This window comes from Bdellovibrionales bacterium (assembly GCA_016714165.1).
GTDB lineage: Bacteria > Bdellovibrionota > Bdellovibrionia > Bdellovibrionales > UBA1609 > JADJVA01.
Map to the genome: position 1 here is coordinate 113,454 of JADJNU010000004.1, position 18,160 is coordinate 131,613.

Genomic DNA, 18,160 nt, shown 5'->3' on the forward strand with positions numbered 1-18,160 from the left:
AGGAATACGAGAAGGTGGATGTGAAGAACTTCAGAGTGGTTTTTGTTGTTGTCATTTTTTTCTTTTCTGCGGTTGGTCGTAGTGAGTCGGTGATTTGTGAGGGAGAATCGATTGTTGGAAAATGGGTTTGGGACAAGTACATCTATCAGGGGGTTGAATCACCAATTCCTAACCCGGACCTTAATTTGGTTTTTGAATTTTTTCCTGATGGGAAAGACCGGGTATTTTGGGATCGTCGGGGACAGCAGGGGTTTTGCGAGCGGCATGGAGAGTATGTCTTTAGCGGTTGCAGGTTAAAGGATCGGGTGACCTGGATCAATCCAAAAAATGCGATTGGTTGCGCCACTGATCCGGACATGAGGCAGGGAAGAGAAACCGAAACTCAGGCAGAAATTCGGAATGGCGATTTTTACCTTTATTTTGAGGTGAACGGTAAGCCCTTTGTTTATGTCTGGAAACGAATTGACGTGCCGGCCCCAGAAAGCCAGGGGCGATAGAAAGATTCCCTGAACCCGCGCTGATCGGGTATATTGACAGCTATGCAGGGCGAATCACTGATGGGTCCGATAGCATGGACCACTGAGAAACTCTTTCTTTCAAGCCAAGAGTATTTCTACGAGATACTTCGCGCATGTAGTCATGCAAAACAGTCCATTGACGTCGAAGTCTATATTTTTTCAAGCGATGAGGTCGGTAGGCGATTGATCACAGAACTGGCGAAAGCGGTGAAAAGGGGCGTTGAAGTCAGGCTCCTTGTTGATGGAATTGGTTCTCCTCATTGGGTACATGGTCCACTGGAGTCTCTTCCTGAGCAGACGGGAATTAAAACTCGGGTTTATCACCCCTTGGCGAGTCCCTGGAGCAGATGGGGATTGCGAAATTTTCCCCATTTCTTTTGGATTCTCAAATTATTGAACTCAATTAACAGAAGAAATCACAAGAAGGTTTTTCTGATTGATGGAGAAAAGGCTTTTGTTGGTGGTGTCAATATCAGCGAGGCCAGTTTGAAATGGAAGGACGTGGGAGTCATGGTTGAAGGGCCGGGAGTTTGTGATCTTAGTTCGGCTTTTTCATTTAATTGGACTCGTTCTGCGTCTTGGATAATGGATTCGGTGCGACAACCAAGGGCGGTAAGACGCATTTCAAGATCTTGGCGGAATCCTTATGTCGAACTCAATCACACTTTGTTATTGAGAAGAAATCGTCTGCGCTTGCTCGTGGCACGCGTGAATCTCGCAACGATACGTGTCTGGATAGCGAACCCATATTGGGTGCCTTCTCCAAAGCTATTAAGGGCCTTGATTAGGGCGGCACAGCGCGGGGTGGACGTGCGTCTGTGCTTTCCGGGGTTTACAGACGTATTTTTTACTCGTTGGGTTGGCGAAATTTTACTCGCCCCTCTGATCCCTCTCGGTGTGAAACTATATGAGTTTCGAGACGGATTTGCCCATGCGAAATTTATGGTGATAGACAATTGGGGTAAACTGGGAAGCACAAATCTCAATTATCGGAGCCAATATCATGATCTCGAAGCAGACGTAGTCCTTTCCCGTTCGGAGAATATTGACTCATTGGCGAAGAATTTCACACAATATTGTGAACAATCGAATCTCGTTTCTGTGGCTGATGTGAGTCGACGTCCCTGGGTTCAGAGGTTGATCGGAAGATTCATTTTGATTTTCAAGAGGTGGATTTAGTGAAAGCTCATCAGAATAATTTGCGGGTTCTCAGCTATAACATTCACAAAGGGGTTTGCTTTTATTCTCGAAAACAAGTGCTTTTGAACATCAGGAATCTCATCCGTGAAGTCGACGCCGATTTGGTTTTTCTTCAGGAAATTCGAGGTCCTGGTTCACTGGGCCTGCATGACATAGAGAATTCGGAGGAATTTGATTCACAGTTGGAGTTTTTGGCAGATTCCGTATGGGAGCACTATGCCTACGGCAAGAACGCGGTTTACCAGGAGGGAAGTCATGGCAATGCTATCTTGAGTTGCTTTCCTGTTCGGCAATGGACCAATTTGGATATCTCCACCAACCCCTTAGAAAAACGAGGGCTTTTGCATGTTTCAGTGTTACATCCGAAGTTGGGCGATTTGCATTTGGTATGCCTGCATCTGAATCTCTTGGCCGGAGGTCGGCTACAGCAATTGGATCGCTTGATCATGCGCATTTCTGAAGAGGTGACTGATGGTCCACTCCTTGTTGCGGGTGATTTTAATGATTGGACTCAGGGAGCGAGTCGGCACATTGGAGAGCGCATTCGTGTTCGTGAGGCATTTCATACCCTCTATGGCAGGTATGCTCGCAGCTTTCCAAGTCCGCATCCGTTGCTGTGCCTAGATAGAATCTATTACCGTGGCCTGACTCCAATCGAAGCAGTCGTCATGACAGGTTCGCCCTGGAATCGGCTTTCCGACCATGCGCCTCTGGTTGTTGATTTTAAGCTCCAGTAAGGGCGCATCAAAGCGAGACGAAAATTTGCTGAAATGTTAATAAATTTTCATAAACATTCTTCCGATCATATAGATGATATGTTGGTGCCTGAGAATCAGAGGTACAGAAAGAAGCTTTTTGGAGAGGTGTTGTATGTCATTGCCCAAAGTGCTGTTGGTAGAGGACGAAGAATCTCATCGTTTGGTGATTGGTAAGGCCTTACATGGCCATTGTGATTTAGAAATGGCCAAAAGTTTTGCCGAAGGGGTTTCTAAACTGGAAAAGAGCCGTTACAGCCTTTTTATTCTCGATATTATGTTAGGAGATGGAGATGGATTCGAGCTGTGCAGTCGTATTCGAAAACTTGAGAGGTATGCTCGGACACCTGTTATGTTCCTTTCGGCGAAAAGCGAGGTGTCTAGCAAAGTTCTTGGATTTACCCTTGGTGCTGACGATTATATCGTGAAACCCTGCGACCCCTCCGAACTGCGAGCAAGGGTTGAGGCAAAAATAAGGTGGACCCGCATTGAATCTGAGAATTCCAGAGTCCTTCGCCAAGGACCTTTTACTTTCTTTTTGGATATGCAACGCCTGGACATTAATTATGAAGGCCAGGAAGCCTCAATTAACCTAACGCCCCTTGAATTTAAGCTACTCTACTATCTTGCCTCTCATAAAGACCATATTATCAGTCGAGAACAGATTCTTGATGGAGTTTGGGGAAAATCTACAAATGTTCTAGATCGCAGCGTAGACACCTACGTGGCATCTTTGCGGCGAAAAATGGGTGACTACAAAAGATGCCTGCGCTCAGTTCATGGGGTGGGATACAAGTTTTCCTTGGATGAACTCGCCCACAAGAAGGCGTCTTAATCTCAAAGGATCAACTGGGCCACGGGGCTATTTGATTTCTTTGTGAATCGTATGCTTACGCATATTGGGGTTGTATTTCTTTTTCTCTAACCGTTCGGGGTGGGTTTGAGTATTTTTCTTTGTCGTGTAGCGAGAAGGAGGAATCCCAGCCTTCCGAGACTCGGTGCATTCCAGCGTGATTATCCGAACTTTCCCTTTTTTCTTTGCCATTTCATCAACCTCCGGGATTTGGTCTTATAACGCCAACATTTGGTTAATGCCAGCTAAAATAACAGGAAAAAGATCTCTTCGAGCCAAGAAATCTCAAATCCTGGGCCGGGAGCTCAAAATTTGAAGGGGGAGAGCAGACAAAATCCCTTTCCAGAGGCTCTTCTTCTTCGATTCACTTTGACTAATTCCTGAATATACACGATTGGTCCCCGAGCGGGGCCGCTGGTTTTGGCTGGTACCAAAATCGTGTGGGCTATATCAGCTTCGCCGGGCGGATTCCATGGGAACTGAATGTCTGGCCTTGGTGTCTGCTTTCGCTTAGCGGCCTTGAGTTTTTCAGGTCGGGGAGTTTCCTTTAGTTCTTTTATCTTTTTCGACCTTTTATTTTGAAGCTCCTCCAGAGAAAGGGCCATTGTTATCTCCTAACTGAGTGTCTTTACAGGAACGATTCTGGTGTTCTTTGATGGACTGTATTCGTACTCTTGGTAAGAATGAGGCTTGCCTTGTCGGCAGGTAGGTTTGGAAGCCAAATCGATTTAATTAATTGATTCATTTCAAGTGAGGCATTAGATCCGGGTTGGTATTCGGGGACAGAGAGGTGCATGGCGGTAGCTTCCTCTCCCTGGCCGTGCTCCCGAATGGCAAAGTTCAAACAGTCAGGGATATTCTTGAGATACCATTCAAAAATATCGCGACTGAGGCGCCGAGAGAAATTCAGCCGAGTTGGAACATAGAACTGTCGGAAATTGAGCAGAAGGTCTCTCTGAATTTGGCTAATAAAAACGCGAAACATCTTAAGATTTCTGAAATTGTTGATCTTGCATTCAAGGGGAGAGATGAGGACATCAGAGGCAACAAGGGCGTTTGTGATCAATTGATTCCAATTCGGAGAACAATCGAGCACTACCAAATCAAACTCGCGTTTAAGAGGCTGAATGACGGTTTCCTGTAACCACTGTTCTCGGCGAGGGCGATGCAGAAGGCTCTGCTCGAGTGACACGAGTTCAGGAGTTTCTGGAATATAAAAAAGTGTTGGAATGTCAGTTGGCAAGATAACTGTTTGGACTTCGGCCTTTCCAACAAAAATATCATAGAGGCCGCGCGTACTCTCCATCCATCGGAGGGCGGCCTCTAAATCATTGGCCTCAACTTCCTCCATGTGACCCAGGGACGTTGTGATATCACACTGCATATCAAGTCCAACGACACAAGTCCTGAGACCATGCAAAGCTGCCATTCGGGCAAAATTCAGGGCTAAGGAGGATTTGAGAACTCCCCCCTTCGTGACAAAAAAACTATAGACCAGTGCGGTTGAAGGTTTTCTCAAGAATCCAAGATGTTGACCAATCAGAGGAACATTCTGAGTGGACCAGCCACGAACGCGTCGCTCATCAACATCGTTCCTTGTAGCCTTTGGTATGCTCTTGTTCTTTTCCAAACAAACGAGATTTGCAGGAGAAAGCGCTGTCTCTTTATCGAAAGAAAATAATTTGATTACCTGCGAACGGGAATAAAACATGCCTCCACCTTTCTTCTCAGAAAGAAGAACTCGAAACAGTTCAACAGCTTTCATTTAAGGGGTCAAGGGGAGTCGATTTTTTGATGGAACATGTAATAGGTGTCGAATGAGCCTTATTTGGCAAAAGCCTTTCTAAACCGAGCATCAATATCTTTAATTGGAGTCGGGCCCTCCCAGTGATCAACAACCTGATGTTGCCTATTAAAAACAAAGAAGGCCGGAGTGGTTGACGAGGCGACCGGGGTTAATGACTTTAAGAAAAGGAGGGCCTCCCCCTCGGGTCTCAGGATGGGATAGTCTGGGGTTGATTCAAGACCATCAAAAACAGTTTGAATTCCTTCATCCTCCCCTTCCCGATCCAGGTTAAGAAACTCAATTCCGACCTGATAGGGGGCATAAAAGACTTTCATTTTATGAAGAAGCCGCAATTCACTTCTAAAATTAGGTGTCTGGACCGAAAACGTGTACATCAAGGTGGCCTGATTGCCAGCGGCTTTTAGCATTGCTTGCAGCGACTGGGGATTTATGGAAAGGAGGCGAACGAGAGGGGGCGCTGCTCCCTGAGAGGATTCGGCAGGAGAGCGATGAATATTTTTTGAGTTGAAGTGCGCTTCTGCCGCAAGGTTTTGACCTTTACGCATGCTGACGCTTAGGAACATGCCGAACAAGATAAATGCTCCTAAACCTGCCATCAAGAGTATTTTGCGTCTTTGGTCCATTGAGTGACTCCTCGATTCAGCGGTGAACCCAAGCAGAGGTGGATATGTTCCACTCAAAACCTCGAATTCCAATAAACTACATGAGAAATAACAATTTTGGTTGTTGTGCCAAATTTCCTATAATTCTGGATTCCTGGCAATAGGTCGACAGGGCGTTTGTCTAGAAAATTCTTCTCTCGTTGCGCCATGGCCAACGGTTTCCGATGTAATAGATGTGAAATTTTTTAATAATCTGCGAATTCCAATCAGTTTCAAATTGGTCATTTTGACTTCAATTCTTATTCTCAGTGTGGCGGCTTTCATATCTATTAAGAGTGCCGAGTTATTCGAAAGGATTACAATTTCTCGCGAAGAGGATTCCAATCGAGGGCAGGCAGGTGCTCGGGCGACTGAGGTTGAAAGTCTTGTCATTGCTTATATTGATAAAATCAAAATGATATCATCTTTGCTCTTGAAAGAGTATCCAACTCAGGAAGAGAAGGAAAAGGCGCTGAGCTTGACCTTTAGACAAGATCGAGACCTTGTCTCTCTTGAAATCTGGCACAAAGATAAACCTAAGCCGTTGGATAGAATCGTCAATGTGGACTATCTTCAGCAGTATCGTCTCTCTTCTGACTACATTGACAGAGTGAGAGCTTACCAAGAGCAGAACCAGCGTTTTAGTCGCGGGGCGATCTTTGCCGGAGAAATCGAAATTCGAAATGCGACGATGTCAGGTGGGGCACCTCTTCTTACGATTGGACTTCCCTTTGTGCAAGATGACTACGGCACAATCACCCATATTGCTGTAGCCGAGATACGTCTAGATCGACTGCAGAAAGTTTTTGGCAAGGTGAGCGAGAGGCTCCTCTATTTGGTTGATCGCGAAGGCTTTTTGTTGGCTCACCCAGATGAAAAAATGGTTTTCTCTGGGGCCTCGATGATTCAAATACCCATCGTTAAAGAGGCTTTGCAGTCTAAGCTCAGGCAAGGACAATTGCGATTCAAGAATACGCTTGGTGAAGCTTTTAGCGGGGCCTATTCTCGAACATCGGTGGCCGTTACGGCCATCTCTCAGGCCTCTGAGGAAGTTATCCTTGAAGCGGCCCATTCTGTCAGACGCGAAGCCTTTTACGTTGCAGGTAAGTTTTTGTCGATCTCGCTTTTTCTTATTTTTGTTGTTTCTTTGACTCTTACGGCCCCTCTTGAAAAGTTAGTCGTAATGACTCGCGCGGTCGCGGCTGGCAATTTTAATGTGAAGTCTGGAGTTCGCTCTCGGGATGAAGTTGGACAGCTAGCCATTGCTTTTGATCACATGGTGTCGGGTCTTCAAGAACGCGACAAAGTGAGAAATTTGCTTAATAAATTCCACGGATCGAGTGTTGCCGATGACTTATTAAAAGGTGACCTCCAGCTAGGCGGGAGTCGGAAAAACGTGACCGTCTTTTTTAGCGATATCCGCGATTTTACGAAATTTAGTGAGGGTCACACTCCAGAAGAGGTTGTGACCATGCTAAACGAATATTTCCAAATCATGGTTGGAATTATCAACCGCAACAATGGGGTTGTTGATAAGTTCATCGGAGATGCCATCATGGCCGTGTGGGGGGCTCCTACGGCATCTGATCGTGATTCACAAAACGCGGTCAAGGCTTGTATCGAAATGCGACAAGCGCTTGAAAAACTCAACGAGACCAGAATTTCCCGCAATCAAGTTCCGCTCAAAATGGGTATAGGACTCCACTGTGGGTTTGTCATTTCAGGGACGATTGGAAGTGATGAAAGAATGGAATATACTGTCATTGGAGATACGGTCAATCAAGCATCCAGAATTGAGGCTTCAACCAAGGCTTTCGGAACGGACTTGCTTCTCAGTGATGAGGTTGCGGAGCTTGTTAAGAAGGAATTTGTCACTGAAGAAGCTGGAAAAGTGGAAGTCAAAGGGAAGAGTCAGCCTCTGACTTTATATAAAGTTCGCGGATATTACGATCAAGCGGGACAGCCCGTAAAAGTTCAGACGGCCTACTCCGACTACGAATCAGGCGAAGTAGACAAGGTCAAAGTCGCCTCCTAAGGCAAACTTTATCACATCTCACATCGACGAGGCTAAAAGGAATATTCCAACATGAGATTAAGGTAATGTCCTTCGATTGAAATTGTATTGAGATCCCCAGAAGTAGCAAAACTGTCAGGAAACGAAGGTCCAAAGACCCTTGACTTATAAAAGGCCCTATCCGCACGATAGACATACCCCGCATACCCCATGGTTTGTTGATCCAGTCTGTAGGTTCCGAGAATGCCCGCCTGATATGACAGACTGGTAACGATATCTTGATCATTTGCTCCGATGCCTAGCATAGAAACATAAAGGCGACCTTGGACTTGAATACCCAATCGATCGGACAGGGGGTGCCAAAGTTGTGCTCCTGCGTGAGGACCGTAACTTCGTGTTTTTCCGAGTCCTGAAAAGCCGTTTGTTTGATTTCCCCTCAAGTCCGGTAGTTCCTTGAAAAAAAATCCAGTCGCGTAGCGAATTTGATTATTTCCTAAATAATGCTGCCAAGTGCCGTGAACTTCAGCCGCTGCAAAAGTGTACCTGCTTTCATCCAAATCAAATCCGCTAAGATCAAGGATGCCAAATATTCCCCAGGGAGTCTCTCGGCTGTTGTAACCGATTCCGAGCCGCCCTGTTCCTCCAATCGAACGAAAGGCTGCCCCTGAATTAAGTTCGGGATCTGTGCCTTCATACGTAATCTGAGTGATGAGGTAGCTGGCAATGAAATATCGATTTGTGGACTTGATCAGCGAGTCCTTTAGGCGGGCCTCCGCGAGGGCGTTAGGATCCTTAATATTGCCGCGCACCTCGAAGGTGAGCTCAGCAATCGACGAACTTGGTCGAAGGGGAGCCTTTGCCTGAACTTTGATTTTATAGGTTCCGCTTGGGCGTGACAGGTCAAATGGATAAGCCTCTGATTTGTAAGATTTCACTTTTTGGATTTCTTTCCAACCTCCCTTCGAATTGATGGATAGAATCAGATCGTATTCTTCTGAAAAAGCTGGCTTCGTCCAGGTCAGTTCGGTCACATATTTGTTTAATGGTTTGCTGATCAGAGGAGGATCCAGTCGCTTCCCAAATACTGAAAATGTCGAAGGCCTGTCCGGTAGATCTTGCTTGTCGCCACCATCTACGAAGACTTCGACTGTCCACTTAAAAGCCTCGGCCACCGGAAGAGGAAGGCTCAGTGAATTGGCTTTGGTTGTTTCTATTTTTTTTAAAGATCCATCAAGTGATTCGATCGTAACGGTGTATTCAGGGGCTCCAGCTATCATTTGCCATTCCAACTTTGCCAGATGTTCTCTTTCTTCGTTCGTTGCAATTTTGCTTGCATCTGCGGGAGAAAGTATTGGAGGCGCGGGGAATTTTACAGAAAACTCTGTTGGATCACTCCAATCTCCTGGAACGCTTCTGTCGTCAAAGGAGCGCAGCTCCATTGTGTAGCGTCCAGGATGGAGTGATCCAGTCCATTCTGGATTTTTAACAACAAAGGTTTGACTTTTTTCTCCTTTTTTTAGGGGCGATGACAACCGAGAAATTCTAATTTCATATTGAGTCGCTTCGTCAACTTGTTCCCAACCAAAATTAACAGTTCGAAGATAAGTGTTGGGCGCTGCTAACGCAATCAGGGAAATCGAACACAAAAACAAAAGGGAACTTAGCTCCCAAATGAATTTTTGTCTGCGGATTTTCCGTTCGGGCATTCGCATCTTGTCTCTTTCTCTTTATTTGACCTGTATTCCCTTAATTTTTGGCGCTGCAATGTCACTGACACGTGGAACTTCGATTTTTTTGGTAGATCCAGGTGGACCTGGACGATCATGCTCGTCCAGGCTTTGAACGGAAACTTCGTATTGACCAGGTTGAAGACGATTGAGTTCAGAACCCGTGGATTCAACGATTTCCTTTTTGATGGTTTTTCCGTTCAAGTTTTTCAGGTTGAGTTGGTATTTTTGCGCTCCTTGAACGGGGTCCCATTTTAGGCTCAGATCGCCTTTGCGGCTGGCCTTCAATATCTCAGGGAGATCTGAGGCAAATTGTGGCCCTGGCAGCAGAGGTTTTGGAGTTACCTTGACAGTTTTCTTCGAACTCTTCGCGACGCTCTGCCCATGACTGTTTAGGGCCTCAACCTCGACAAAAAATGTTCCATCCTGATCGAGGTACTTCCGAATCTCAGGATTTTGAGTTGGTACCCAAGAAGACGAGCTGAGTTTTTCTTCGGCGTCTGAAAGGCGATATTGCCAGCTAGCCACAGTACCTGTTGTCCCTTTCAACCATTGCAGAATGAGAGAGGGTCTGGCGGTGTAGTATTGGTACTCTTCAGGCCCGGAACCACGGGCCCACTCGATTTGTGGCATATCATTTATTGAAAAATAATGAAAAGGGGCTTGAACGGATTTTGCTCCTTCGCTGTCAATAGAACGGGCCGTCCAACGGTAGTTTCCCGGTTTTAAATCATTGGCACGAGCCGGGCTCGATTTCAGTTCTTGCGTCAGTATAGTTTCGTATTGGAGACCTGACTGAGATTTTCCATCGTTCTTTTCACCTGTGGAGGCTAATTTTCTTGTGTTGCTTATCTCCTTCTCGATGACCACTTCGTAGTTAAAAAGTCCGGGGATCAGCTCCCAAGAAAGAAAAACTCCCTTCTCCATGACTTGGTTAAACGGGAGACTCTGATTATTGCTGGGCGAACGAAGGACTGGTGGTATGAGTTCGGCGCCAACTTTAACATGAAAGGAGAGGACTTCGCTTGCGGCCGGAATCATTTTATTTTTGAGGTTCATAAATCCGGTGACTCTCCAAAAATAATCACCTGCTACCGGAATTTTGAATTCTGAAACACCATTCTTGCTTTCGATAGATTCCTTAACTATTTGCTCTTTGAGGAGAGGATCTTTGGCAATTTCAATGATGAGTTGTTCAAGCTTTGCAGGATTGGCCCATTTGAATTTCACCATGGGATTTGCCTTTTCGATAACCACCTGGGATTTCTGGAAAGGCTCTAGTGGGACGGGTGGTTGTTTAGCCACTACGGCAAAAGGTATGATTGCTGATTTTAATACCGGACGGCCGGGGGTTATCGGTTCGCCTACGAGTCGCCAAAAATATCTTCCCAATTTAGAAGTAATTTGAACTGAACCCGAATTTCCTAAGCTGCTCTCGCTCAGATCTCGAACCATATTCTGTCGTGAAGTGCCTCGCTCAACGTAAATCTTGTAGTCAGCGGAGAGCTTTTCCCAATAGAGCGAGATTTTTTCTCTCTTTTTTGGATCAATATAGAGGTGATCTCCCGCAAGAGGCGAGGTCATTTGAATTTGGTTTTTTCCCACATCGAGACCACCCTTGTTCAGCGATCCAGATTGGCTTTCATCAAGAGAGAGGGTCTTATTTCCTTGTTTTATTTGCGCTTTGCCCCCGAACACTTGAATGTCAACCTGATCATTGCTTCCCTTTGAAAGAGAAATATCAGCGTTTTGTAAATTGATCTCGCTGCCACCGGATTTTAGAGTGAGGCTTTCCTTTCCCGGTTGTGATCCGGTGCTTTTGACGAACATATTGCCTTTTAGAAAATCGAGGGAGAGTCCTTTATCCGTTTCTTCGAGGACAACCAGGGAGTCAGGTTCAAGCTCGATGAGTGTTCCTGTTTTTATAAACAAAATTTTTGCATCCGCATTACTCGCTGTGCGAATGGCCTCTCCCGCATAGAGATCCTCGTCCTTCGAGATCGTTTCCCAGATCACGCGAGACATAGGTTTTCGTTGAACCTCATTTTTAGATCCTGAAGTTGAGCAATTCTTTCCTGCCCTGTGTGATTGACTCTGCGGCTTTTAGTCCTTTTGTACCAATCCTCGGTTGCAAAGAAGAAGGAAGCCGAACTACAAAAAGCGAGAAGAAGACGACTCAAATATTTAGACATAGGACCTCCTCCCTACTTTTCGGAAAAACACTCGCAAATTCTAATGCTTAGCAGGTACTTCTGGACTCTGATAACCAGACGTTTGTCCTGACTTTGGGATTTGAACTGGAGGACGATCCAAGTCATAATCTGATCAACAGTTCATATCTCAAGGAGGAGAAACGGTGAAAAACAAATGGGCGAGGTTATTTGCGATTTTTGTTATCGGCAGCTTGGGGATAAGCGAAGCATGGGCTGCAGACGGCAGCTCGGGCTGTGGACCGGGGTGGTATGTTTTAAAGGACAATTCTCTCGTTTCATCATCCTTGAGGTCCACAACGAACGGGATCTTATTTCCTGTCTACACAATCGGTATGACAATTGGCACCTCTAATTGCACACAGCACAAACTGGTCTTGAAAGAGCAAGAAAGCCTGCATTTTGCCACGATGAACCATTTTGAGTTGAAGAGCGAGATTGCGAAGGGGCATGGTGAGTATCTCTCAGCATTTGCCGAGACCATGGGTTGCCCTGCTAAGGCCCAGGAGCGCTTGAACGAGCAATTGAGGTTGAAATACTCAAAAATCTATTCTGACTCACAGGTTCATCCCGAAAAGGTTTTGGAGGAAGTTTATAATGCGATTTTATCCGACCGAGATCTGACCAATCAGTGTTCGCTTGGTATCGGTTAGGCGAATAATTTTATTCCTATCCTGCTTTTTGGTTTTAAGAGCCAAAGCACTCTCTCTCGAGAAAGCCAGTGTGGACTCACACTGGCTTCGCATTTACCAGTACGAGAGATCGATGGGGGGATACGAGAGTGACGTTAAGAATCTCTCCTTCTATTTTTCTGAAAACGGCAGAAGGGATCCAAGAGCAGAGATGGAAGCTGCTATTGAAGCATTTGAATCTGCGCATAAGCGATATGGCAGCTTGAACTTGCCGGCTGCTTGCGCATTTCCCGCTCGTAAACGGGTTTTGGAATTGATTCTGAATCGCAACTTTCCAGACTTCGAGTGCCCTGAGTTAAAAACTTGGCAGGAAAGGTTGAACGTCAATAGCGCTCATCTTGTTTATGTCGGCTCATATACAGGTAATCCTGCTTCAATTTTGGGCCACACATTTCTAAGGCTTTCAAATTCGGATCGAGAGAATTCAGGTCGCAGCGGCTTGGATCTTTTGAGTTATTCTGTTGGCTACAGCGCACACACGGATCCTCGAGACAGTCAGGCGATTTTTATGCTGAAAGGACTCACAGGAGGCTATCCGGGATTTTATGATATTGAGCCTCACTACATGAAAGTGGGACTCTATAACAATTCGGAAAGCCGAGATGTTTGGGAGGTCCAGTTGAGTCTCTCCTCCTCAGAAATTGATCTCCTTTCCAAGTTGATTTGGGAATACACGTTCAATGCGGAGATCGATTACTATTTTATCGGAAAGAATTGTTCTTATCGAATACTAAAACTAATTGAGGCCGTAAAGCCTGAAATTCGTGCGAGCGAGCGCTTTGGAGGAGCTGTTTTACCTGCTGAAACAGTGCGAGCATTGACTGACCAGAAGGTCATAAATCCGGGATTGAGGTTTCGCTCCTCGATCAAGAGAAGGATGGAGTTAAAGTTGGCTCTCCTTTCATCAGACGATCAGGGACTCTTTGAGGGAGCAAAGCGGGATTTATTTCAATTAAGAAAAATCCAAAACCCCACAGTTCTCGACGCCTTGATCGATTACTGGATTTATGAAAATTACCAATCTAAGACGGAACTACCCTCTCTCCAAAGGGAAATCATGGAAGTCACTTTCCAGCGAGCGGCCGAGGTAAAGGGTCAATCGTCTTTTCAAATCACAAATGAGGAGATTCGGTCTGAGCACCGACTTTCGCCGCCATTTTTGGGCCACAAATCCAGTTGGGTGGAGGCAGAGGGAGGAATGGCTCATCAGGAAGGAGTGGGAGGTCTGAGCTTTCGTTCCGGAGTTCATCCCGCGTGGTCAAATGATCCCTCTTATCAGGATATTTCGCCGATCGAGTATTTGGGGGGGGAGATTCGCTGGTTTGAGAGGAGGCCGAGTCAGTGGAGCTTATTGGTGGCCAAAATCCAAAATTTGGAAAATTACTTTAACTCGGAAAGACCAGGATCATGGGGCTTTGAGGCCAAATTGACGAACACCTGCGAACTCTGTTTGAGTAGTTCTGCGGCGGCCACGGTGTCAGGTTCTTACGGCCTCTCATTTGAAGTGAACGATGTTCAAATTTCCTTTCTTCCAGAAGTTCAGTTGGATGTGTGGACAGAGAGAAGACAACTGTCAGGACTTTTTGCCTCAGGTTTAAGATCAGTTCTCAGAACAGAGTCAGGCCCTTATGTGTTTCGCCTGGAAGCTGCAGTTCATTGGTTTCAATCCCTGAGAGATGAAAATCTTGATGGAAGGATTGGATATTTGATCAATAAAAATCGTCAAGTTTTTTTGAAATTCAGCGATCGAACCCTTGGGGTCAGTTGGGTTGAATTTATTTGATATTTAAAAAATATTTTTTAAATTTCTCATTGCTGTGAAAGATTCCAAAGGAGTTTTCTCAGTGCTTATGCCGAGAGATTTCAGTATTTCTGTGCTCAAGGGTCGAAGAAAGGGGTTGATCCTCTTTTCCTCTCCCAAGCTTACAGGCAAAGTAGGTAGGTCTTGAGAACGGAGTTTTTCTGCCTTCTGAAGAAAATCCTTCAGTTCCTTGTTGCTGGGATCTAGGTGAAGAGCAAAGCGTCCATTTGCCAAAGTGTATTCGTGGGCACAATACACCAAGGTTTCATCGGGTAGACTCTTTATTTTCGTCAGGCTACCCCACATCTGCTGGGGACTTCCTTCAAAGAGACGGCCGCATCCCAAAGAGAAAAGAGTGTCTCCGCAAAAGAGAAACCTTTCGTTCGGGAACCAAAAAGCAATGTGTCCCAAAGTGTGTCCAGGTATCGACATCACTTGGCAATGACTCTGGCCTATTTCAATTCGATCGCCTTCAACTACTGTTCGAGTAAGACAAGGCAAACGGTGTTTATCTCCTTCAAATCCGATGACTTCACAATCGTATTTCTGAGAGAGCTCTTGAACTCCGCCAACATGATCGGCGTGATGGTGTGTGAGCAATATTTGATCAAGTTTTAAATTTTTTCTATCCAGAATTTTGATGAGAGAAGTCGCTTCGCCGGGGTCTACTGCTGCGGTGGACAGGGTGGAGGCCTCGATGACCAGAAAAATATAATTGTCAGCAAACGCCGGAACGAACTCGACGATCAATCCCAAAAATCACCTCTGTAGAATCTCAAGATACTGAGAAATTGTCTTCTGAAGGCCAAGGTACATGGCCTCACAAAACAGAGCATGACCAATTGAAACCTCGGCCAGATAGGGCAACTCTTTTCTGAGAAAGCCAACATTGTCCAAATTGAGATCATGACCTGCATTGATTCCAATCCTGAGAGCAGCCACTTTTTCGCCAGCAAGCCGATAGATTTTGCTGACATTGGATTGGTTTTCAGTTTGAAAGGAGGAGGCAAACATCTCCGTGTACAATTCGACACGATCAGGTGCGATGCCAACTATTTCATTCAGAAATTTGTCATTTACGTCAAATGGATCTACGAAGAGCGAAATTCTGGCTCCAATGGCTTTTAATCTCTCTGAGACTTCTCTGAGAGATTGCTGGTGTCTATTTAATTTCCAGCCTGCGTTTGAAGTCAGTGCCTCCGGAGGATCGGGGACCAAAGTTACCTGATCCGGACGAATCTCTTCCACCAAGTTTATAAAATCTTCAGAGGGATATCCCTCGATATTGAATTCCCTATAGGCGTCCGGGTTTGTGCTCTCGTTAAATAAATTGATCATAGTTTTGAGATCAAAGACATCTTGGCGGCGAATGTGTCGGCCATCTGGGCGAGGGTGGACGGTGACACCATTGGCTCCGAATTTTAAGCAATCTCGAGCAACCTGTACGACGTCTGGAAGTTTTCCTCCTCGAGAATTGCGTAAAGTAGCCACTTTATTGACATTTACACTTAAAAAAATCATTTTTTATCCCTTACCTCTTGTTCCAAAATATAGCAAAGAGTAACTTTGGGAAAATGACCTGCTTTTCAAGGGACCTACTATCCTGAAAGTCCACTTTGTTGCTCCAAATTGTTGCTCCAAGGCAAAATAAGTTTGAATTCTTGACCTAATCCTAACAATTGGTAGTTGGATGAGGAGCTATACCTATTTCCGTTCCTATTGGGCGAATTGAGAGCAGATGGGTTCTGAAGTCACAGTAGAGCTGTACGAGCTGTTAAATGGACGATCAAATAGACGATTAAAAATGACCAGAAAGAGGATATTTGAATGAGAGATACAATGGCGAAATCGGCGATTATTTTTTTTGGCCTTGTTGTTGGTTTTTTTTCACTTGGTTCCTTTGCCGCAGAAACGGTATTGATCAATGGTGCCGGCGCGACGTTTCCTTATCCACTTTACGCGAAATGGTTTTCGACTTACCGAGAAGTAGATAAATCTGTCGAATTTAACTACCAGTCGATTGGGAGTGGTGGGGGAATTCGCCAGTTCCTGGCTGGTACCACGGATTTTGGAGCCTCGGATGCGCCAATGAAGGATGATGAGTTGGCGCAATCAAAAGTACCTATCTTGCATATTCCCGCAACTCTTGGCGCGGTGGCCGTGACCTTTAATCTTCCAGGAGTAAAGGATTCTTTGAATTTGACACCTGAGGTTCTCGCAAAAATTTTCATGGGTGATATCAAAAAGTGGGATGATGAGGAAATATTGAAGCTGAATCCCAAAGTGGTTATGCCGAAGAATCAATATATCATTGTTTGCTATCGTTCGGACGGAAGCGGGACAACGGCTGTTTTCACCGAATATCTCGAAAAAGTGAGTTCTGATTGGAAAAAACGCATTGGATCTGGGAAGTCCGTTAAGTGGCCTGCGGGACTAGGAGGAAAGGGAAATGAAGGAGTATCTAGCCTTGTAAAGCAAAATCCCGGTTCAATAGGATATGTTGAAATGAACTATGCCTTTGAGAACAAGTTTCCAGTTTTTGCCATTAAAAACGCCAAGGGTGATTTTGTATTGCCCTCTGTGAAGTCCGTCACAAAGGCAGCGGAGGCTTCTCTCAAATCACTGCCAGAAGACTTTCGGGTGTCTATCACCGAAGCGGCGGGTTCAGATGTTTACCCCATATCTGCCTACACTTACCTTTTGATTTACCAGAAAATGGAAAGTCACAAGGGAAAGAAAATTGTAGATTTTTTAAAGTGGTCTATGGGTAAGGGGCAAACAATGGCTTCCGGTCTTAATTATGCGCCACTTCCAAATCAACTCGTGAAGCGAGTTCTGAGCAAGATAGATACGATTGTCTTGGAGGGGAGTTCAGATAAGAAAGAGGCTCATAAATTAAATTGAGTCTTATCAAAGGGAAGGGTAAATGGAAGTAGAGTCAAAGTGGATCCCTTTTGTTTTAGAGAGAATTATACCCGGCATTTCAAGCGCGCGCCGTATTCGGCGTCGCGACGTCAATTGGGGTGATCGGGTTTTTTACTATGGGCTTAAATTGTCTGCATGGGCTCTCGGGGCTCTCTTGCTATACATGATCTTACTTATTTGGAAAATGTCAGAACCGGCATTTCAGATGTATGGTTGGCGTTTTTTTGTCACGAATGATTGGAATTCAGTAACTGGAGAGTTTGGGGCTCTGGCCCTGATTTATGGTACCGTTGTATCCTCTCTCGCAGCGATAGGCTTAGCAGTTCCGGTGAGCGTTGCTGTGGCTCTTTTTTTGAACGAACTTGCTCCCGAGTGGCTCAGCCGTCCGCTGGGATTCCTTGTCGAAATGTTAGCGGCCATACCTAGCATCGTGTACGGGCTCTGGGGCCTTTTTGTGTTAGCACCTTTTTTGCGAAATTATATCCAACCGCCCTTGGCGGACTATCTGGGGTTTACTCCACTGTTTTCGGGACCGCCCATGGGAGTGGGAATGATGGCCGCCGTGGTCATTTTAGCCATCATGGTTATGCCGACAATTACAGCCATTTGTCGAGAGGTCTTTAGGGCCATTCCGAGGTCAAATAGAGAGGCAGCATTGGGGCTGGGAGCGACGCGCTGGGAGATGTTAAAGATCGCTGTCTTGAGATCTTCCCATGCCGGAATATTGGGAGCAACCATACTTGGGCTTGGCCGTGCCCTTGGCGAAACAATGGCTGTCACTATGGTGATTGGAAATAATCCTCTGATCAGTGCTTCTCTTTTCTCTTCAGCGCAAACAATGTCGAGCATTCTTGCCAACCAGTACGCTGAGGCGGATTCCCTGCTTCAGCTTTCCGCTCTTTCGGCCGTGGCCTTTACTCTTTTTTTGGTGAGTCTCCTCATTAATGGTTTTGCTCGACTGATTGTTTGGCGGGTCAATTCTCAGTACAAATCAGGGTGAACGAAATGATGATCAAA

Annotated in this window: 18 protein-coding genes; 9 read left to right on the top strand and 9 right to left on the bottom strand. The window is 45.6% G+C overall.

The genetic code is table 11. The features are described from left to right. The first annotated feature begins 20 nt into the window (after nucleotides 1–20). From IPJ71_17530 to IPJ71_17545, 4 genes are all read left to right on the top strand, one after another. A complete protein-coding gene (locus IPJ71_17530; protein MBK7845451.1) occupies nucleotides 21–497 on the top strand; it encodes a hypothetical protein in 477 nt (158 codons plus the stop codon). 60 nt (nucleotides 498–557) lie between these two features. Then, a complete protein-coding gene (locus tag IPJ71_17535) occupies nucleotides 558–1,697 on the top strand; it encodes a phosphatidylserine/phosphatidylglycerophosphate/cardiolipin synthase family protein (GenBank protein ID MBK7845452.1) in 1,140 nt (379 codons plus the stop codon). Further along, nucleotides 1,697–2,455 (top strand): endonuclease/exonuclease/phosphatase family protein, encoded by a 759-nt coding sequence (locus IPJ71_17540; protein ID MBK7845453.1) that lies wholly within the window; start codon nucleotides 1,697–1,699, stop codon nucleotides 2,453–2,455. Before IPJ71_17535 ends, IPJ71_17540 begins: the two co-directional genes overlap by 1 nt. A gap of 133 nt (nucleotides 2,456–2,588) precedes the next feature. Continuing rightward, nucleotides 2,589–3,308 carry a response regulator transcription factor gene (locus IPJ71_17545; protein MBK7845454.1) on the top strand — a complete coding sequence of 240 codons (720 nt, stop codon included), beginning with the start codon at nucleotides 2,589–2,591 and terminating at the stop codon, nucleotides 3,306–3,308. Between the two features lie 27 nt (nucleotides 3,309–3,335). Here IPJ71_17545 and rpmG read toward each other — a convergent pair whose 3' ends face one another. The 4 genes from rpmG to IPJ71_17565 form a co-directional block, all read right to left on the bottom strand. Then, nucleotides 3,336–3,518: a 50S ribosomal protein L33 gene (gene rpmG, locus IPJ71_17550; protein ID MBK7845455.1), complete on the bottom strand. Its 183-nt coding sequence runs from the start codon at nucleotides 3,516–3,518 to the stop codon at nucleotides 3,336–3,338. A gap of 113 nt (nucleotides 3,519–3,631) precedes the next feature. After that, a complete protein-coding gene (locus IPJ71_17555) occupies nucleotides 3,632–3,931 on the bottom strand; it encodes a hypothetical protein (GenBank protein MBK7845456.1) in 300 nt (99 codons plus the stop codon). Nucleotides 3,932–3,954: 23 nt separating this feature from the next. Beyond that, the gene (locus IPJ71_17560; protein MBK7845457.1) at nucleotides 3,955–5,091 is read right to left on the bottom strand and encodes a ParA family protein; all 1,137 of its coding nucleotides are present in this window, start codon (nucleotides 5,089–5,091) and stop codon (nucleotides 3,955–3,957) included. Between the two features lie 59 nt (nucleotides 5,092–5,150). Continuing rightward, the gene (locus IPJ71_17565; GenBank protein MBK7845458.1) at nucleotides 5,151–5,756 is read right to left on the bottom strand and encodes a hypothetical protein; all 606 of its coding nucleotides are present in this window, start codon (nucleotides 5,754–5,756) and stop codon (nucleotides 5,151–5,153) included. A 232-nt stretch (nucleotides 5,757–5,988) separates the two neighbouring features. On the opposite strand from IPJ71_17565, the gene IPJ71_17570 reads away from it, so the two are divergent. Next, on the top strand, nucleotides 5,989–7,809 hold the full coding sequence (locus IPJ71_17570) for a HAMP domain-containing protein (GenBank protein ID MBK7845459.1): 1,821 nt from the start codon (nucleotides 5,989–5,991) through the stop codon (nucleotides 7,807–7,809). A gap of 32 nt (nucleotides 7,810–7,841) precedes the next feature. Here IPJ71_17570 and IPJ71_17575 read toward each other — a convergent pair whose 3' ends face one another. From IPJ71_17575 to IPJ71_17585, 3 genes are read right to left on the bottom strand one after another with little or no spacing between them, the layout of a single operon-like run. Continuing rightward, the gene (locus IPJ71_17575; protein MBK7845460.1) at nucleotides 7,842–9,494 is read right to left on the bottom strand and encodes a hypothetical protein; all 1,653 of its coding nucleotides are present in this window, start codon (nucleotides 9,492–9,494) and stop codon (nucleotides 7,842–7,844) included. Between the two features lie 21 nt (nucleotides 9,495–9,515). Beyond that, complete coding sequence (locus IPJ71_17580) at nucleotides 9,516–11,540, bottom strand: hypothetical protein (GenBank protein MBK7845461.1); 2,025 nt, start codon at nucleotides 11,538–11,540, stop codon at nucleotides 9,516–9,518. Further along, a complete protein-coding gene (locus IPJ71_17585) occupies nucleotides 11,528–11,707 on the bottom strand; it encodes a hypothetical protein (protein MBK7845462.1) in 180 nt (59 codons plus the stop codon). Before IPJ71_17585 ends, IPJ71_17580 begins: the two co-directional genes overlap by 13 nt. 164 nt (nucleotides 11,708–11,871) lie before the next feature. Between IPJ71_17585 and IPJ71_17590 the strand changes: the two genes are divergently transcribed. Together IPJ71_17590 and IPJ71_17595 are read left to right on the top strand one after the other, a co-directional pair. Beyond that, the gene (locus IPJ71_17590; protein ID MBK7845463.1) at nucleotides 11,872–12,378 is read left to right on the top strand and encodes a DUF3015 domain-containing protein; all 507 of its coding nucleotides are present in this window, start codon (nucleotides 11,872–11,874) and stop codon (nucleotides 12,376–12,378) included. Between the two features lie 70 nt (nucleotides 12,379–12,448). Further along, nucleotides 12,449–14,200, top strand: coding sequence for a DUF4105 domain-containing protein (locus tag IPJ71_17595; GenBank protein ID MBK7845464.1), 1,752 nt, complete (start codon nucleotides 12,449–12,451; stop codon nucleotides 14,198–14,200). A gap of 3 nt (nucleotides 14,201–14,203) precedes the next feature. Here IPJ71_17595 and gloB read toward each other — a convergent pair whose 3' ends face one another. Further along, nucleotides 14,204–14,974 (bottom strand): hydroxyacylglutathione hydrolase, encoded by a 771-nt coding sequence (gloB, locus tag IPJ71_17600; protein MBK7845465.1) that lies wholly within the window; start codon nucleotides 14,972–14,974, stop codon nucleotides 14,204–14,206. A gap of 3 nt (nucleotides 14,975–14,977) precedes the next feature. Continuing rightward, nucleotides 14,978–15,739, bottom strand: a complete 762-nt coding sequence (locus IPJ71_17605) for a pyridoxine 5'-phosphate synthase (protein ID MBK7845466.1) — start codon at nucleotides 15,737–15,739, stop codon at nucleotides 14,978–14,980. A 318-nt stretch (nucleotides 15,740–16,057) separates the two neighbouring features. Here IPJ71_17605 and pstS point away from each other — a divergent pair, with 318 nt between their 5' ends. Together pstS and pstC are read left to right on the top strand one after the other, a co-directional pair. Further along, on the top strand, nucleotides 16,058–17,122 hold the full coding sequence (gene pstS, locus IPJ71_17610; protein ID MBK7845467.1) for a phosphate ABC transporter substrate-binding protein PstS: 1,065 nt from the start codon (nucleotides 16,058–16,060) through the stop codon (nucleotides 17,120–17,122). A gap of 22 nt (nucleotides 17,123–17,144) precedes the next feature. Beyond that, nucleotides 17,145–18,143 (top strand): phosphate ABC transporter permease subunit PstC, encoded by a 999-nt coding sequence (gene pstC / locus IPJ71_17615; protein ID MBK7845468.1) that lies wholly within the window; start codon nucleotides 17,145–17,147, stop codon nucleotides 18,141–18,143. The last annotated feature ends 17 nt before the right edge of the window (nucleotides 18,144–18,160 follow it).

Coding starts and splice junctions, on each gene's coding strand:
- IPJ71_17535 (MBK7845452.1), top strand. CDS start 558: ATGGGTCCGATAGCATGGACCACTGAGAAACTCTTTCTTTCAAGCCAA.
- IPJ71_17545 (MBK7845454.1), top strand. CDS start 2,589: ATGTCATTGCCCAAAGTGCTGTTGGTAGAGGACGAAGAATCTCATCGT.
- rpmG (MBK7845455.1), bottom strand. CDS start 3,518: ATGGCAAAGAAAAAAGGGAAAGTTCGGATAATCACGCTGGAATGCACC.
- IPJ71_17555 (MBK7845456.1), bottom strand. CDS start 3,931: ATGGCCCTTTCTCTGGAGGAGCTTCAAAATAAAAGGTCGAAAAAGATA.
- IPJ71_17560 (MBK7845457.1), bottom strand. CDS start 5,091: ATGAAAGCTGTTGAACTGTTTCGAGTTCTTCTTTCTGAGAAGAAAGGT.
- IPJ71_17565 (MBK7845458.1), bottom strand. CDS start 5,756: ATGGACCAAAGACGCAAAATACTCTTGATGGCAGGTTTAGGAGCATTT.
- IPJ71_17575 (MBK7845460.1), bottom strand. CDS start 9,494: ATGCCCGAACGGAAAATCCGCAGACAAAAATTCATTTGGGAGCTAAGT.
- IPJ71_17580 (MBK7845461.1), bottom strand. CDS start 11,540: ATGTCTCGCGTGATCTGGGAAACGATCTCGAAGGACGAGGATCTCTAT.
- IPJ71_17585 (MBK7845462.1), bottom strand. CDS start 11,707: ATGTCTAAATATTTGAGTCGTCTTCTTCTCGCTTTTTGTAGTTCGGCT.
- IPJ71_17605 (MBK7845466.1), bottom strand. CDS start 15,739: ATGATTTTTTTAAGTGTAAATGTCAATAAAGTGGCTACTTTACGCAAT.
- pstS (MBK7845467.1), top strand. CDS start 16,058: ATGGCGAAATCGGCGATTATTTTTTTTGGCCTTGTTGTTGGTTTTTTT.
- pstC (MBK7845468.1), top strand. CDS start 17,145: ATGGAAGTAGAGTCAAAGTGGATCCCTTTTGTTTTAGAGAGAATTATA.